The organism is Syntrophothermus sp. (genome assembly GCF_013314835.1).
In the GTDB taxonomy this organism is placed as follows: Bacteria; Bacillota; Syntrophomonadia; order Syntrophomonadales; family Syntrophothermaceae; genus Syntrophothermus; species Syntrophothermus lipocalidus.
Genome location: NZ_JABUEX010000052.1, coordinates 1 through 15,416, shown reverse-complemented (window position 1 = coordinate 15,416; position 15,416 = coordinate 1). Strand labels below are relative to the sequence as shown.

General features: G+C 51.5%; 13 protein-coding genes and 1 other RNA gene. All 14 read left to right on the top strand.

The window, feature by feature from the left end:
* Positions 1-271: 271 nt before the first annotated feature.
* Entirely contained in the window at positions 272-1,294 is a 1,023-nt protein-coding gene (locus HPY90_RS12545) for a sugar-binding transcriptional regulator (protein WP_013176009.1), read from the top strand.
* Positions 1,295-1,299: 5 nt separating this feature from the next.
* Positions 1,300-2,307, top strand: coding sequence for a type I glyceraldehyde-3-phosphate dehydrogenase (gene gap, locus HPY90_RS12540; protein WP_041433584.1), 1,008 nt, complete (start codon positions 1,300-1,302; stop codon positions 2,305-2,307).
* Between the two features lie 16 nt (positions 2,308-2,323).
* Positions 2,324-3,514 (top strand): phosphoglycerate kinase, encoded by a 1,191-nt coding sequence (locus HPY90_RS12535; protein ID WP_287194943.1) that lies wholly within the window; start codon positions 2,324-2,326, stop codon positions 3,512-3,514.
* 8 nt (positions 3,515-3,522) lie between these two features.
* Positions 3,523-4,296: a triose-phosphate isomerase gene (tpiA, locus tag HPY90_RS12530; protein WP_287194941.1), complete on the top strand. Its 774-nt coding sequence runs from the start codon at positions 3,523-3,525 to the stop codon at positions 4,294-4,296.
* Positions 4,286-5,827, top strand: a complete 1,542-nt coding sequence (gene gpmI / locus HPY90_RS12525; RefSeq protein ID WP_287194940.1) for a 2,3-bisphosphoglycerate-independent phosphoglycerate mutase — start codon at positions 4,286-4,288, stop codon at positions 5,825-5,827. Before tpiA ends, gpmI begins: the two co-directional genes overlap by 11 nt.
* A gap of 168 nt (positions 5,828-5,995) precedes the next feature.
* The gene (eno, locus tag HPY90_RS12520) at positions 5,996-7,282 is read left to right on the top strand and encodes a phosphopyruvate hydratase (protein WP_287194938.1); all 1,287 of its coding nucleotides are present in this window, start codon (positions 5,996-5,998) and stop codon (positions 7,280-7,282) included.
* Positions 7,283-7,353: 71 nt separating this feature from the next.
* On the top strand, positions 7,354-7,587 hold the full coding sequence (secG, locus tag HPY90_RS12515) for a preprotein translocase subunit SecG (RefSeq protein ID WP_013176003.1): 234 nt from the start codon (positions 7,354-7,356) through the stop codon (positions 7,585-7,587).
* A gap of 38 nt (positions 7,588-7,625) precedes the next feature.
* Positions 7,626-9,788, top strand: coding sequence for a sodium-translocating pyrophosphatase (locus HPY90_RS12510; RefSeq protein ID WP_287194935.1), 2,163 nt, complete (start codon positions 7,626-7,628; stop codon positions 9,786-9,788).
* 63 nt (positions 9,789-9,851) lie between these two features.
* Complete coding sequence (locus HPY90_RS12505) at positions 9,852-10,607, top strand: alpha/beta hydrolase (protein ID WP_287194933.1); 756 nt, start codon at positions 9,852-9,854, stop codon at positions 10,605-10,607.
* 41 nt (positions 10,608-10,648) lie between these two features.
* Positions 10,649-11,200, top strand: a complete 552-nt coding sequence (locus HPY90_RS12500; RefSeq protein WP_287194931.1) for an HD domain-containing protein — start codon at positions 10,649-10,651, stop codon at positions 11,198-11,200.
* A gap of 34 nt (positions 11,201-11,234) precedes the next feature.
* A complete protein-coding gene (gene rnr / locus HPY90_RS12495) occupies positions 11,235-13,346 on the top strand; it encodes a ribonuclease R (protein WP_287194929.1) in 2,112 nt (703 codons plus the stop codon).
* A gap of 173 nt (positions 13,347-13,519) precedes the next feature.
* Complete coding sequence (gene smpB / locus HPY90_RS12490) at positions 13,520-13,978, top strand: SsrA-binding protein SmpB (protein WP_013175998.1); 459 nt, start codon at positions 13,520-13,522, stop codon at positions 13,976-13,978.
* A 7-nt stretch (positions 13,979-13,985) separates the two neighbouring features.
* Positions 13,986-14,336, top strand: a transfer-messenger RNA (tmRNA) gene (gene ssrA, locus HPY90_RS12485).
* A gap of 135 nt (positions 14,337-14,471) precedes the next feature.
* Positions 14,472-15,239, top strand: coding sequence for a flavodoxin family protein (locus HPY90_RS12480; protein WP_287194927.1), 768 nt, complete (start codon positions 14,472-14,474; stop codon positions 15,237-15,239).
* The last annotated feature ends 177 nt before the right edge of the window (positions 15,240-15,416 follow it).

Genomic DNA, 15,416 nt, shown 5'->3' with positions numbered 1-15,416 from the left:
CCAAGGACTAATCAGCTTGTATGAGACATATCGGAAACTCTGTAGTGTTTCATGAACCGCCGTATACCGAACGGTACGTACGGTGGTGTGAGAGGACGGGGGTTAGCCGCCCCCTCCTACTCGATTTTGTATTTCGATTAGGGTGTAAAAAAGACTAACATCCGGCTGAATGTGTTATAATATATTTGGTTTGTGATAGCATTTTGTGCTAGCGCGGGTGCGATGGGACGGGATTGACCCTCTGGGGCAGTTCCGGACGGGAGATGAACGGATGGAAAAGATGGTTTTGGTTTTGGAGCGTATTGCTCCCGAACTCCTGTATATAGTGAAGCTGCGTTACAGCATACTAAGAGAGATCCTACACCACCAGCCGGTCGGTCGCAGACAAATAGCCAAAAGAATTGGCTGTTCAGAGCGGTCAGTTCGGGGTGAGGTAGAAAACCTAAGGGAAAAGGGAGCACTGGTTATATCGCCTTCGGGGATAAGTTTGACCGAATACGGTAGAGAACTTATAGAAGAGGCAGACGAGATTATATGCTATCTGGAAAAATTGAACACCCTAGCAGCGCAGCTGCAGGAAGAATTCTCGCTAGAACAGGTCATCATTGTTCCCGGGGATTCGTCGCGCGACATTTACGCCAAGAAGGACATAGGGAGGGCAGCAGCTAGGTGCCTGAAGGAGTCCCTGTATGACGGGTGCCGGGTGGCAGTTACCGGGGGAACGACTTTGGCGGAAGTTGCTCATTCAATGTCAGGGGTAGTGACTGCCCGCGACGTGCTGGTGGTTCCAGCTCGAGGCGGGTTGGGAGGCGAGGTTGAGGAACAGGCCAATGTGGTGGCAGCCAGAATAGCCAAGGCTATCGGCGCCGAGTATCGGTTACTGCATTTACCTGACAACCTGGAGGAGTCCCTTTTAGAGAGCTTGAAGAAAGACGCCCGCATTAAAGAAGTGGTAGAATTGGTCAAATCTTGCAATATTCTGGTGCATGGGATAGGAGTAGCCTTGGAAATGGCAGCTCGCAGGGGCCTTTCTCCCGAAGGGTTGCAGGTACTGGAAGAGAGAGGGGCGGTGGGAGAAGTTCTCCGTTATTATTTCAACAGAGAAGGGCAGATAGTGTACTCACAACCGGGGATAGGTATAGAGTTTGAGGATATGGGAGGGTTGAAAAAGGTAATCGCGGTGGCGGGAGGAAGCAACAAGGCAGAAGCTATAGCTGCTGTTTTGCGGAATCACAGGCGGGGTGTTCTCGTTACCGATGAGGGCGCCGCGCGGAAGATATTACAGAAAGGGTGATGAGAGTGGCCGTAAAAGTTGGTGTTAATGGTTTTGGCAGGATAGGGCGTCTTTTTACCCGAGTAGCCTTAACGCGTCAAGACATCGAGGTTGTGGCAGTAAATGATCTGGGTGATGCTAAGAGTTCGGCCCATCTTTTCAAGTACGATTCGGTTCACGGTATTTACCCGGAAAAGGTTGGGGTAGAGGGCAGTGATCTGGTGATCGGGGACATACGTATAAAGTACTTGCAGGAGTCAGATCCAGGTAAGATCCCGTGGGCCGATTTAGGGGTAGAAGTGGTGGTGGAAGGGACCGGGCGTTTCACGGATAAGGCCAAGGCGAGTGCGCATTTCAAGGGCGGGGCTAAGAAAGTGGTAATTACTGCGCCTGCCGATAACGCTGATATCACTCTAGTGATAGGAGTCAACGATTCGGCATATGACCCGCAGGCTCACCATGTGATATCCAACGCTTCTTGTACCACGAACTGTCTTGCTCCTTTGACCAAGGTCGTACATGAACGGTTTGGAATCGTAAAAGGGCTGATGACGACCGTGCATTCATATACGAACGACCAGCGGATACTGGATCTTGCCCACAAGGATCTACGCCGGGCTCGAGCCGCAGCCCTTTCTATAGTTCCCACTACAACCGGAGCGGCTAGAGCCATCGGACTGGTCATACCTGAGCTTAAGGGTAAACTGAACGGGATGGCCATAAGGGTACCAACCCCCAATGTTTCACTGGTGGACTTGGTAGCTGAGGTGAAGCAGCCGGCAACAGTAGAGGAAATAAATCTTGCGGTCAAGGTAGCTAGTGAGGGGCCTATGAAGGGCATAATTGAATACTGCGATGAACCGTTGGTGTCAAAAGACTTCAACGGTAATCCCAGTTCTTGCATCTTCGATGCGCTTTCTACCATGGTGGTGGAAAGAAACATGGTAAAAGTCGTAGGATGGTATGACAATGAATGGGGTTATTCGAGCCGAGTGGTTGATGTCGTTGCTTTACTAGGACAAAAAGGCTTATAGCAGGAGGTGTTCGGCTTTGCGGGGTCTTAAGGACATAGATGTCAAAGGGAAAAGGGTACTGGTCAGGGTGGACTTCAATGTTCCGACTGATAAACAGGGAAACATCCTCGACGATGCTCGCATAAAGGCTTCTCTCCCAACTATCCGTTACCTGATTGACCAAGGGGCCAAAGTGATTTTGATGAGCCACTTAGGACGTCCTGACGGGAAAGTGGTGGAAGCTTACCGTTTGGACAAGGTTGCCCAGCACCTTAGTACTTTGTTGGGGCAGGAGGTTAAGAAACTTCCGGACTGTGTCGGGAAAGAGGTAGAAGATGCAGTGGCGCAGATGCAGCCAGGACAAGTGGTGCTGCTGGAAAATGTACGGTTCCATGCGGGCGAAGAAAAGAATGATCCGGAGTTTGCCGCTCAATTAGCGGCTTTGGGCGACGTGTTCGTTAACGACGCGTTTGGCACGGCTCACCGGGCACATGCTTCTACGGCCGGGGTTACCCGGTATCTCCCCAGCGCTGCCGGGTTTCTGATGGAAAAAGAGGTAAAGATGCTGCGCAGCGTAATGGAAAGCTCGGAGAGTCCAAGGGTGGCCATCATTGGCGGGGCCAAGGTGTCGGATAAAATGGGGTTATTACAGAACATGCTCGACAAGGTCGACGCGATTATAATCGGTGGAGGAATGGCAAATACTTTTCTCAAGGCTAAAGGATACTATATAGGAAATTCTTTGTGTGAAGACAAACTTTTGGATTTTGCTCGTTCGCTTCTGAAAGAAGCCGAAGAAAAAAGGATAAGAGTGTTGCTGCCAGTCGATGTGGTGGTGGCGGATCGTTTGGCGGCCGATGCCCAGAGCCGGGAAGTAAAAGTAGACCAGGTCCCTGAGGGATGGATCATTGTGGATATCGGTAGCGAGACCGCCCGGCTATTCGGCGAGACTATCAAATCGGCCCACAATATAATCTGGAACGGGCCTATGGGTGTTTACGAATACGAAAGGTTTGCTCGGGGTACCGAGGAGGTAGCAAGGGCGGTAGCGGCATCAGGTGCTGTAAGCGTAGTAGGTGGAGGAGATTCTTTGGCCATCATAGCTCGTTTAGGGCTGGAGGACAAGATGACTCATATCTCGACCGGAGGAGGTGCTACTTTAGAGTTTTTAGAGGGCAAGGTTTTGCCAGGGGTAGCCAGCTGTGAAGGTTACCAGTTCGTGGGGTGAGGCAACGAGTGAGACTACCTATTATCACTGCTAATTGGAAAATGCATAAAACTGTAAAAGACAGTCTACAGTTCGCTGAAGAGTTTATAGGGATGCTGGGTGAAGACCGCAAGGGGATAGAGATAGTAATATGTCCCCCTTTTACTGCCCTCTATTCGTTGGGAGAGAGGCTCAGAGGCACTGGTATCGAAGCGGGGGCCCAGGACATGTTTTGGGAGGAATGGGGTGCTTACACCGGAGAGATATCGCCAGGGATGCTTCTGGAGACAGGGGCAAAGTATGTGATAATCGGTCACTCAGAGCGGCGTTATGTATTGGGTGAGGATGACACGGCCGTCAACCGTAAGGTCAAAAGGGCTTTGGCCAGCGGGCTTTGTCCCATTATGTGTGTCGGCGAGACCTTGGCCGAGCGGGAAGAGGGGAGGGCGGTTTCAGTAGTCCGGCGGCAGTTGGAGGAAGGATTAAAAGGGGTCGAACTCTTGCGGCCCCACCTGGTTATAGCCTACGAGCCGGTCTGGGCCATCGGAACGGGGGTGAACGCTTCGCCCCAGGATGCCCAGGAAATGAGCCGCTTAATCCGGGATGAACTAGGCAGTCTTTTTGGGGTGGAAGTCGCGCAAGAGATGAGGATATTGTACGGAGGTAGTGTGAACCCTGGCAATATAGGAGGTTTCGTCGCCCAACCCGATATTGACGGGGCTCTGGTAGGGGGAGCAAGCCTTGAAGCTCGTTCTCTTGCAGACATCGTGAAGCAGACGGAGGAATCAGTCTATGGTAGCTAGACCATTGGTGTTGATGATTCTCGACGGGTGGGGGATGGCTGAGGCTTGCCCATCTAACGCCATTACATTGGCTAATCCGGAGAACTTCTACCGTCTAAAACGGGAATACCCCTTCACCTGTTTACAAGCTTCTGGCCGGTCGGTGGGATTGCCGGAAGGGCAGATGGGGAACTCGGAAGTCGGGCATCTGAACATAGGAGCGGGAAGGATAGTATACCAAGAGATAACCCGCATCACCGAGGCCATCGAAGACGGTTCATTTTTTGAAAACCCTGTATTAGGGGAGGCGCTGGAGCAGGCGCGGAAAAAGGGTGGGGCCGTTCACCTTATGGGGTTGGTGTCGGACGGAGGGGTTCATAGCCACCTGGAGCATATCTTTGCTCTTCTCGAGCTGTGCCGCAAAAAAGGAATTGATCAGGTATTTGTCCACTGTTTCTTAGACGGTAGGGATGTACCACCATCCAGTGCTTTAAGTTACATAAGAGCATTGGAAGAGAAGATGGAAACGCTGGGCGTAGGCCGCATCGCTACGGTTATGGGGCGATACTGGGCCATGGACCGCGATAAGAATTGGGAACGGGTGGAAAAAGCTTACCTGGCTATGGTAAAGGGAGAGGGAGTCAAAGCCGCCAATGCGCGGGCTGCGGTACAGCAGTCGTACGAACTTCGGGTTACCGACGAATTCGTGGAGCCGACGGTGATCGTAGACGCTGAAGGGAAACCAGTAGCATTGGTGACAGACGGCGATTCCATTATATTCTTCAACTTTAGAGCAGATCGGGCTCGTCAGATAACCAGGGCTTTTGTTGACCGTGATTTTAGTGGTTTCACGCGCCCGGTGTTTCCCCGGACCTACTTTGTCTGCATGACCCAGTACGATGTAACCATAGAGGCACCTGTTGCCTTTGGCCCACAAAACCTGTCGAACACCTTAGGAGAAGTCTTGTCGGAGGCTGGTCTTGTCCAATTGCGCATCGCCGAGACCGAAAAATATGCGCACGTTACCTTCTTTTTCAATGGAGGGGTAGAAGAGCCTAACCCCGGCGAGGACCGAATTCTTATCCCGTCTCCGCGAGTGCCTACCTATAATCTCAAGCCGGAGATGAGCGCCTACGAGGTCACGGACAGGGTAATCGAAGAAATAAGGAAGGGCAGGTACGACGTCATTATCATGAATTACGCCAACCCTGACATGGTTGGCCATACCGGGGTACTGGAAGCAGCGGTTCAGGCCATCAAAGCGGTAGATGAATGCCTGGGCCGGGTGGTGGGGGCGGTACAGGCGGCTGGAGGGATAACGCTGGTAACCGCAGACCATGGCAACGCGGAAACCATGTGTGAACCGGGGACCGAAGAACCTCACACGGCCCATACCTGTTCCCAAGTGCCCTTTATTTTGGTCAGCGAAGAGCACCGTAAGTGCCGCTTGCGTTCAGGGGGTTCCCTACGGGACATCGCTCCCACCATGCTTGCCTTGCTGGATCTGCCGGTTCCTGCGGAAATGACGGGGAAAAATTTGATTCAGTGTTAGACGCAGATCCCCATGACACGTGACAGTGCCACCATTAGAGAATGAAAACCTGGTTCCTTTTTTGTGTGACCCAGAAAATCGTCAATAGAAAATAATCTGTGTATATCAGTGAACATCTGTGTGCATCTGTGGCCAATTAACTAACAACTTAGGAAGGAGAGAGTGAAAGTGAGCATTATCACCGAGATTTACGCCAGAGAGATACTGGATTCGCGGGGAAACCCGACGGTGGAGGTCGAGGTCCTTTTAGAAGATGGGACCATGGGACGGGCTGCGGTTCCTTCCGGCGCGTCCACTGGTGCTTTTGAGGCGGTGGAACTGCGGGATGGGGACGCAGAGCGTTTCGGCGGCAAAGGCGTGCTGAATGCGGTGGATAACGTCAACACGGTCATCGCCCCGGAGGTTGTGGGGATGGATGCGCTCGACCAGGTGGGGATTGACCGGTTGATGATTGACCTCGATGGGACTGACAACAAGGGCAAGCTGGGAGCTAACGCTATCTTAGGCGTGTCGATGGCTGTGGCGCGGGCTGCTGCTTCCTACCTATCCATGCCGCTTTACCAGTACCTGGGCGGCGTAAACGCCAAAGAACTGCCGATCCCGCAAATGAACATCTTGAACGGCGGCAAGCACGCGGATAATAATGTGGACATTCAAGAATTCTTGATCCTACCGGTAGGAGCTACTTCTTTTGCCGAGGCCCTGCGCATGGGGGTGGAGGTCTACCATACCCTGAAGAAGGTATTGAGTAAAAAAGGGTTTTCTACTTCCATCGGGGATGAAGGAGGATTTGCTCCCAACTTGCCTTCGAATGAAGCCGCGATTGAAGTAATTTTGGAGGCTATTGAAACGGCGGGGTACAAGCCGGGGAAGGATATTTACCTGGGACTGGATGTTGCTGCCAATGAGATTTTCAAGGACGGGAAATACGTTTTTGCCAGCACCGGCCAAGAGCTGACCGCCGATGGGGTGGTCGAGTTTTACGATGGCCTTGTGCGTAAGTATCCTATCATATCCCTGGAAGACGGGCTGCAGGAAGAAGACTGGGAGGGGTGGAAAAAGCTCACCCGTAAGCTGGGCAAGAAGATTCAGATCGTCGGAGATGATATTTTCGTAACCAATCCCCAGCGTTTTACCACAGGAATAAAAAAGGGTGTGGCCAACAGCATACTTATCAAACTGAATCAGATAGGCACGGTCACTGAGACCTTGGATACGATTGAAATGGCTAAAAGAGCCGGTTACACCTGTGTAGTATCCCACCGTTCAGGGGAAACCGAGGACACCTTCATCGCTGACCTGGTAGTAGCGACCAACGTAGGGCAGATAAAGACCGGGGCTCCGGCCAGGACTGACCGGGTAGCGAAATACAACCAGCTATTGCGGATAGAAGAAGAATTAAGCGATATCGGGCTGTATCGTGGGTTGGGGGTTTTCTATAATTTACAAAAATGAATACATTTTTGCACCCGCGTGTGCTACAATGTGTTTAGTTTGGACTAGTCTTGGCACAGGAGGTGAAGTTATTGCTCAAAATCATAGTTACAGCTTTGCAGGTGCTGGTGGGGCTCGGGTTGATCTCCACGGTTATCCTGCAATCAGGTCGCAGCGCGGGTATTTCTGGGGCTATTGCCGGCGGGGCCGAAGCCATATTCGGGCGTAAGAAGAGCAAGGGGCTGGACGAATTACTCAACCGGCTCACAACCGTTCTGGCCGTACTTTTTATGATCCTTACGCTAACTCTGGCGCTGATGGGATAACGGATATCACAACTTAAGAAAGGGTGAAACCAGTAGCAATGGATGTAACTGCAATCATTCCGGTATCAGGCATATTCGCCTTGTTGTTCGTCGCTTATTTGACATGGAGCATATTCAAGATGGACCGGGGCACGGCAGATATGCAGAATGTTGCCGATGCCATTCGGGAAGGCGCTTATGCCTTTCTTAGAAGACAGTACGGGACGATTATGACCCTGGCCGTGGTGGTGGCCGTTCTACTGTACTTTGTTACATCGAAGCAGACGGTAGGGCCCGAAGGCAAACAGGTGGTCATAGGATACCGTACAGCCCTGGCCTTTTTCCTGGGAGCTACTTGCTCGGCTATCGCAGGGTTTATTGGCATGTACGTGGCTGTTAACTCAAACATAAGGGCTGCAGCAGGAGCCTTGCGTAGCTTCCCAGACTCTCTTAAGGCTTCGTTCCGGGGCGGAGCTGTAACAGGCTTGGCGGTTACCGCTCTGAGCCTCCTGGGTGTATGGGGCCTGTTCACGGCTTACGGGGGCAGAACCAATCCGGAAATTGCCCCTCTACTCATAGTTGGGTACGGATTCGGCGCCAGTTTTGTGGCTTTGTTTGCCCAGCTGGGCGGCGGGATCTATACGAAGGCAGCTGACGTGGGAGCGGACATCGTAGGGAAGGTAGAGGCCGGGATTCCCGAAGACGACCCCCGCAACCCGGCAGTGGTGGCTGACCTGGTTGGGGATAACGTTGGGGACTGTGCCGGTCGTGGAGCCGACCTGTTTGAATCCACGGCAGCTGAGAACATAGGGGCGATGGTTTTAGGAATCGCTTTGTACCCTGTATTCGGGGTTAATGGTTTATTGTTCCCACTGGTGGCCCGTGCTTTCGGGATTATCGCCTCCATAATCGGCATCATGTGCGTGCGCGGGAAAGAAAACGAAGACCCGATGTGGGCCCTAAACCGCGGGTACTTCGTGACAACCCTGTTCTGTGTAATCTTCCTCTACTACGTGGTCAACAACATGCTGACCGGCGTCAATCCCGAGACCGGTCAAGCCATAAAATCCATGAACTTCTTCTGGTGCGCCATCATCGGAGTTGCCTTGAGCTATATTTTTGTTCTCTTGACCCAGTACTATACAGACATTCATTTCCGACCAGTAAAAGAGATCGCCAAGGCTTGTACTACCGGACCTGCAACCACCATTATTCAGGGAACTGCTGTAGGGATGGAAAGCGTTGCCCTGCCCGTAATATTCATCTCGGCAGCGATTTACGGCGCATATACCTTAGGGGCAACTAGCGGGCTTGGAGCCGAAGGCGGTCTTTACGGGACTGCCGTAGCCACTATGGGCATGCTATCGACCTGTGCGTTTATACTGGCTATGGACACCTTCGGACCGATTACCGACAATGCCGGGGGGATCGCCGAGATGTCTGGGGCACCCGAGACGGTTCGCTTAAGAACAGACCGGTTGGATGCCTGCGGCAACACCTGTAAGGCTCTGACCAAGGGGTACGCCATCGGCAGTGCGGCTCTGGCCACGTTCTTGCTGTTCCGGGCTTACCTGGACGAAGTAGTCATCAAGGTGCAAGCGCTTCCTGCGGAAAAAATAGCTGCCAACCCTGAACTGCAGATGATAGGGAAGCACCTGCCCGTTGACATAGGGAACGTCAAGGTGTTCATCGGTGCTTTTGTAGCCCTGATGCTGGTATTTCTTTTCAGCTCGACTGCCATCCGAGCTGTGGGCAATGCCGCTCAATCGGTTATTATCGAGGTAAGAAGGCAGTTCCGGGAGATCCCGGGGTTGATGGAAGGGAAGGCTAAGCCGGAATATGGACGTTGCGTAGACATAGTAACTGCCCGGGCTTTGAAGGAAATGGTTCTGCCAGGTATGCTGGTGGTAGTCACTCCTATCCTGGTCGGAATCCTGCTAGGACCGGCGGCAGCAGCTGCTTTCCTGATGGTGGGTACCATCGGCGGGGTCGTGGTTGCGCTGTACCTCAACAACGGCGGCGGTGCTTGGGACAATGCCAAGAAACTTATCGAGCTCGGACACTACGGCGGTAAAGGTTCGGAAGCGCATGCGGCCGGGGTGGTAGGCGATACAGTGGGTGACCCGTTCAAAGATACAGCCGGGCCATCCTTGCACGTTCTGGTCAAGCTGATAAGCACCATTACTCTGGTCTTAGTAGGAAGTTTCTTCATGTTCATATAAGTTAGGCGTTTGGGCGCGGGGTGGGAATACCACCCCCTTTTTGGTTTTGGGGAGGAGAGGATCGTGGACAACGTCCATCCCAAGGCAGAACCGTTTCTCCTAACCGGGAACTCAGGAACATGCATTCTGTTAATTCATGGTTTTACTTCTTCTCCATCTGAACTGAGGGAATTGGGAGAAAGACTGAACCAACAGGGCTTCACCGTGAGGGCACCCTTATTGCCGGGGCACGGGTCGAGCCCGGTTGACCTCAATGAGACTACCTGGCACGATTGGTATGGTAAGGTGAAAGGCGAGGTAGAAGGTCTGCAATCTCTTTGCAGTTCGCTGTTTCTAGTGGGGCTGTCCATGGGTGGACTGTTAGCCCTGAAGGCTGCGGCCGAGTTAGAAGGGATAAGGGGAGTAGTTACGATTAACGCTCCTATTTTTTTCAAAGGTTCCCTGGTGCCGTTTGCTCGCATCCTGAGGTTCATCAGACCGTATATGCCCAAGAAACTGGATGATAACTACCGCATTATGAGGGAACAGGACCGGTTTGCTTATGACGAGATACCGGTAAAGGCGTTTTTGAGTGTTAGGGAGCTATCAAGACAGGTGGTCAGGGACTTGAAAAACGTCAAGGTGCCGGTTCTGATTTTTCAATCCAAGAACGACGAGTCTATCGAGGAGCGAAGTGCTCTGGTTATCAGGGGCCAAGTGGGGAGCCAAGAAGAAAACCTTATATGGCTTGAAAAATCGAGTCATGTGGCTACAATGGGGCCTGAGTTACCGTTCATAACTAGAGAGATATGTCGGTTTATTCATAAACATACCAATTAGAGGACATTACAACCATATGTAACAGGGAGGTTTCGCACGGCATGACTAGGGATGAAGCGCTTAAACTTTTGAAAAGATACCTTAAAAACAAGAACCTGTTCAACCACTGCCTGGCGGTGGAGGCCATAATGCGCGGTGTGGCCCGGCGTTTCGATGAAGATGAGGAAGAGTTCGGATTGGCTGGGCTTTTGCACGACATAGACTACGATTCCACCGCTAACGATCTGTCGCGCCATTCTCTGGTAGGTAGTGAGATGCTGGCTCAAGAGGGGCTTCCCCCAGAAATCGTTTACGCGGTGAAGGTCCACAACGACGCCCACGGTCTGGAGCGTAAGTCTCTGCTTGACAAGGCCTTGTACGCCGCGGACCCCGTAAGCGGGTTCATCGTGGCCGCAGCTCTTATCCGGCCGGAGAAAAAGCTGGAGGTCGTGGATGTGGATTTTTTGCTGAACCGCTTCAAAGAGAAGTCGTTTGCCCGGGGAGCCCGGCGGGAACAGATGGCTGCCTGCGAGGAGTTTGGCATGAGCTTGCCCGAGTTTTTGGAATTATCTCTGAGGAGCATGCAGGCAATAGCGCCTGCCTTGGGACTATAAATTCAGGAAAAGTTGAGAGTGAGGGAGATTTTATTTGATAACCCGCGATGAGATAATCGCCTATATGGAACAGAAGAGCTACCGGCCCCTCGGGTATCTGGAGCTTAAGGAAGCCCTGAACGTCTCCGAGAAAGATGAGACGGCTTTTGCCCGGTTGTTGGGCCGGATGGAAAAGGAAGGCGATATCGTCCAGACCCGGAAGGGAAAGTATGGATTGCCCCGGATGATGAACCTCGTTCGAGGCGTCATTTCCATTAGTCCCAGGGGATTCGGAATCCTGAGGCCTGACGAACACACCGAAGGAGAGATATTCGTTTATGGAAGGGATCTCAACGGGGCCATGCATCACGACCGGGTGATGGTGCGGATTAACCGCACAGGAGCGGGAGGTCAGCGCCCGGAAGGCGAAGTAATTCGGGCGCTAGAGAGGGCTCACCGGCAGGTGGTGGGGACGTTCCGAAAACTCAGGCCGCTGCCCCAGGTCATTCCCGATGATCCGCGTTTGCTCTATCCGGTTTACGTCAAACCCAAGACTAAGATGAGGGTGAACGATGGCGATAAGGTCCTGGTAGAAATCACGGTTTGGCCCGACAAGGACCGGTATCCGGAAGGCAGGATAATCGAGGTACTGGGCGGTAAAGGGGAACCAGGACTGGATGTGCTGTGCATAATAAGAAAATTTCAGCTTCGAGACGAATTCCCAAGCCAGGTCGTGAAAGAAGCTCGACGGGTAGCGGTTTTACCGGGCGAAGACGAATTAGCTCAGAGGCGGGATCTTCGCGAGTGGAAGATGGTGACCATTGACGGCGAAGATGCAAAGGACCTCGATGATGCGGTTTCGATTGAAAGAACACAAGGGGGTTATCGCCTCGGGGTTCATATTGCCGATGTTTCTCATTACGTGAGCGAAGGCGGTGTTTTGGATAAGGAAGCTTTCAGAAGAGGAACCAGCGTGTACCTTACAGACAGGGTCCTGCCCATGCTTCCCCCAGAGCTATCAAACGGAATATGCAGCCTCAACGCGGGGGAGGACCGCCTGGCAGTCAGTGTAGTTATGGACATAGACGAAAAAGGAGAGGTAAGGAATTACGAGATTTTCAAATCTGTTATCCGGGTCAAAGAGAGGATGACCTACACTGACGTGAACAAGATACTTCTGGAAAACGACCCGGATCTTCGGATGCGTTACTCGGAACTAGTGCCTGATTTTGAAGTCATGGGGGAACTCTGCCGGATATTGCGAAAACGACGCATGGACAAAGGTGCTTTGGACTTCGATTTTCCCGAGACTAAGATAATTGTGGACGAAAAAGGGTGGCCAGTCGCCGTGGCCAGGATGGAGCGGCAGTTGGCCGAGATGATAATCGAGGAATTCATGATCAAGGCCAATGAAGTCGTGGCTGAGCACCTGTACAGTCTGAAAGTTCCAACTCTTTACCGGGTTCACGAAAGACCGGACGAGGACAGCATTAGGGAACTGAACCGCGTACTCGGGGTGTTTGGACACCGCGTAGCAGAGCGAGAGGTTCAGCCGAAGCATTTCCAGGAGATACTTGAAAAGATAAAGGACAGGCCGGAGGAGAGAACGGTCAGCACTATAATCTTGCGTTCGATGCGGCATGCCCGGTATGCTCCGCAACCTTTAGGCCATTTCGGCCTGGCGTCTGCACATTATACCCACTTCACTTCCCCCATCCGGCGTTATCCGGACTTAGTTGTGCACCGGGTTCTCACTTACTTGCTGGAAAAGGGAGCGATACCAGCCAAGAAACGAACGGCCTGGGAGATGAAGATGCCGCTTTGCGGCGAACACTCGACACTGAGAGAGATAACAGCCGAAGAGGCGGAACGGGAATCGGCGGACCTGAAGAAAGCCCAGTACATGAAGCAGTTCGTAGGCGAATTCTTCGACGCTGTTGTTTCTTCGGTAACCTCTTTCGGCCTTTTCGTCGAACTGGAGAACACCGTTGAGGGACTTGTCCACGTGTCGTCTATGGCCGATGATTATTACGAGTTCGATGACCGCAGCTTCAGTTTGACAGGCAGGCACACGGGTAAACGGTTCCGCATCGGTGACCGGGTGAGGGTACAACTGGTCAACGTGAACATCGACGAAGCTAAGATAGACTTTGAACTTGCAGGCTAGCGACGCCAGACGCGAGCCGCTCGAAGGCTTTGGCTTTGGTTGACGAGTGCTCGCGACGTGTTATATAATGGGAATGCGAAGCAAAGGAAATCATGCAAGTAACCCTGGCTGGAGAAAGAGAAGCTTCAAGCTCGAGTCGGGGTTTATTTTATCTGCCGAAGGTGGGTTTCAGAATGAGCAAGGAAGGTTATAAAGTAGTGATTGAGAACCGCAAAGCCCGCCATAATTATCATATTGAAGAAACGTATGAAGCCGGCCTTTGCTTGGTAGGGACCGAAGTAAAGTCCTTGCGAGAAGGAAAAGGGAACATACAGGACGCTTATGCAGAGGTCAAGGACGGGGAAGTATGGGTGAACAACTTCCATATAAGCCCCTATGAGAAGGGCAACAGGTTTAACCACGAACCTAAACGGCCGAAGAAACTGCTTTTACACCGCCGGGAGATAAACCGTCTCTACGGTTTGGTTCAGAAAAAAGGTTATACGCTCGTCCCTTTGCGAATATATTTCAAAGACGGAAAAGCTAAGATGGCCCTGGCGGTGGCCCGCGGCAAGAAGATGCACGACAAACGTGAGGACATGGTAGCGCGGGATGTGAAGCGGGAGATTGAACGGGCCATGAAGGCCAAATGAACCACGAGGGGGCGTAATGGTTTCGACGGGGGAATAGATGGGTTGAGTAGCGAGCCGAGTTGCCGCCAGCTCGTTAAAACGGCGGGAAAACAATAACTGCCAACAACGAATTAGCTCTGGCAGCTTAGTGCTGCCACGTCCGGCTGGCCAGCCCTACGGGTCAGTGCAGGGCGTCACCTAGTAGGGATACTCTGGAAGCCTTTCTCCCTGGGGGCCTTCAGGGGAAACACACAGGGATAGCCTGAGGGTAGCCTGTCTGTGGGCGGCCTGAGGGCGAAAGCCAAAACACAGACTGCGCTCGGAGAGACTCGGCTGGTCTTTCTTCCGGACGGGGGTTCGACTCCCCCCGCCTCCACCAGAAAATGAAAGCCAGTTTTCTAGAACTGGCTTTGTTGCTATTCCAAGACTGCATACGCTAGATGTACACACCTGCAGGAGTCGGAGAGGTATTGGGTGAATAAGGGGTTATAAGAAGTATGGGGAGATTTCTTCTATGAAAAAAGTCACTGCTTTTATTGGGAGTCCTCGTAAAAAGGCAACCTACCAGGCAGTTCAGGAGTTTGAAAAAGACTTGAAGCAATATGCTGGGATCGACTTTGAGTATGTTTTCCTGAAGGATTATAACCTTGAGTATTGCAGAGGCTGCTTATCATGCTTTGATAAAGGAGAAGAAAATTGTCCTTTGCACGATGATCGGGATAAATTGCTTGAGAAGATTGAGCATTCAGATGGCGTCATTTTTGCTACCCCAATCTATGCATTTCAGGTGCCAGCCCGTATGAAGAACTTTCTGGACCGATTTGCTTATTATTACCATCGACCAAAATTTTTTGACAAGACTTTCACAGCCATTGTCACCCAGGGCTTTTTTGGTGGAAAAGATGTTCAAAAATATCTGGAAGTTATGGGAGAAAACTTTGGCTTTCAAGTGACAAAAGGAAGTTGTTTAACGACATTGGATCCAATGACTGAAAATCAACAGAAAAAATTAATACAGGAAATCAAAAAAGCTGCTGCAAGATTTTACAAGGAACTTATGCGTTCCTCTCCCCCAACGCCTTCATTGTTCAGACTGATGATGTTTAGGATGGCACGAACAAACGTTATGGTTTTAGATAAGAAGTACTCGGATTATCACTATTTCAAAGATAAAGGCTGGTTTGAAAATGATTACTATTATGATACAAACTTGGGGCTAATAAAAAAGTTAGCAGGGTATTTATTTGATTTTTTAGGTCGGCAGATGGTTAAATATAAATAATATTGTTATTGATAGTTAGAGGGGGGTAATAGTAAATTAATTGGCATTTCGGGTCTGTCAAGTTATTTGTGTAAACCCCATTTAGTAACTAAATCATAGGTAGGGCTCGACTCTTTCCTTGAACAGGATTATCAGTTGGGATAGAATCAATCCCCAGTTCTTAATCGAAACAGTCCA

Excerpts from the sequence above, each read along its gene's own strand:
- smpB (WP_013175998.1), top strand. The coding sequence starts at position 13,520 with ATGAGCAAGGAAGGTTATAAAGTAGTGATTGAGAACCGCAAAGCCCGC.
- HPY90_RS12480 (WP_287194927.1), top strand. The coding sequence starts at position 14,472 with ATGAAAAAAGTCACTGCTTTTATTGGGAGTCCTCGTAAAAAGGCAACC.
- HPY90_RS12500 (WP_287194931.1), top strand. The coding sequence starts at position 10,649 with ATGACTAGGGATGAAGCGCTTAAACTTTTGAAAAGATACCTTAAAAAC.
- gpmI (WP_287194940.1), top strand. The coding sequence starts at position 4,286 with ATGGTAGCTAGACCATTGGTGTTGATGATTCTCGACGGGTGGGGGATG.
- HPY90_RS12510 (WP_287194935.1), top strand. The coding sequence starts at position 7,626 with ATGGATGTAACTGCAATCATTCCGGTATCAGGCATATTCGCCTTGTTG.
- HPY90_RS12545 (WP_013176009.1), top strand. The coding sequence starts at position 272 with ATGGAAAAGATGGTTTTGGTTTTGGAGCGTATTGCTCCCGAACTCCTG.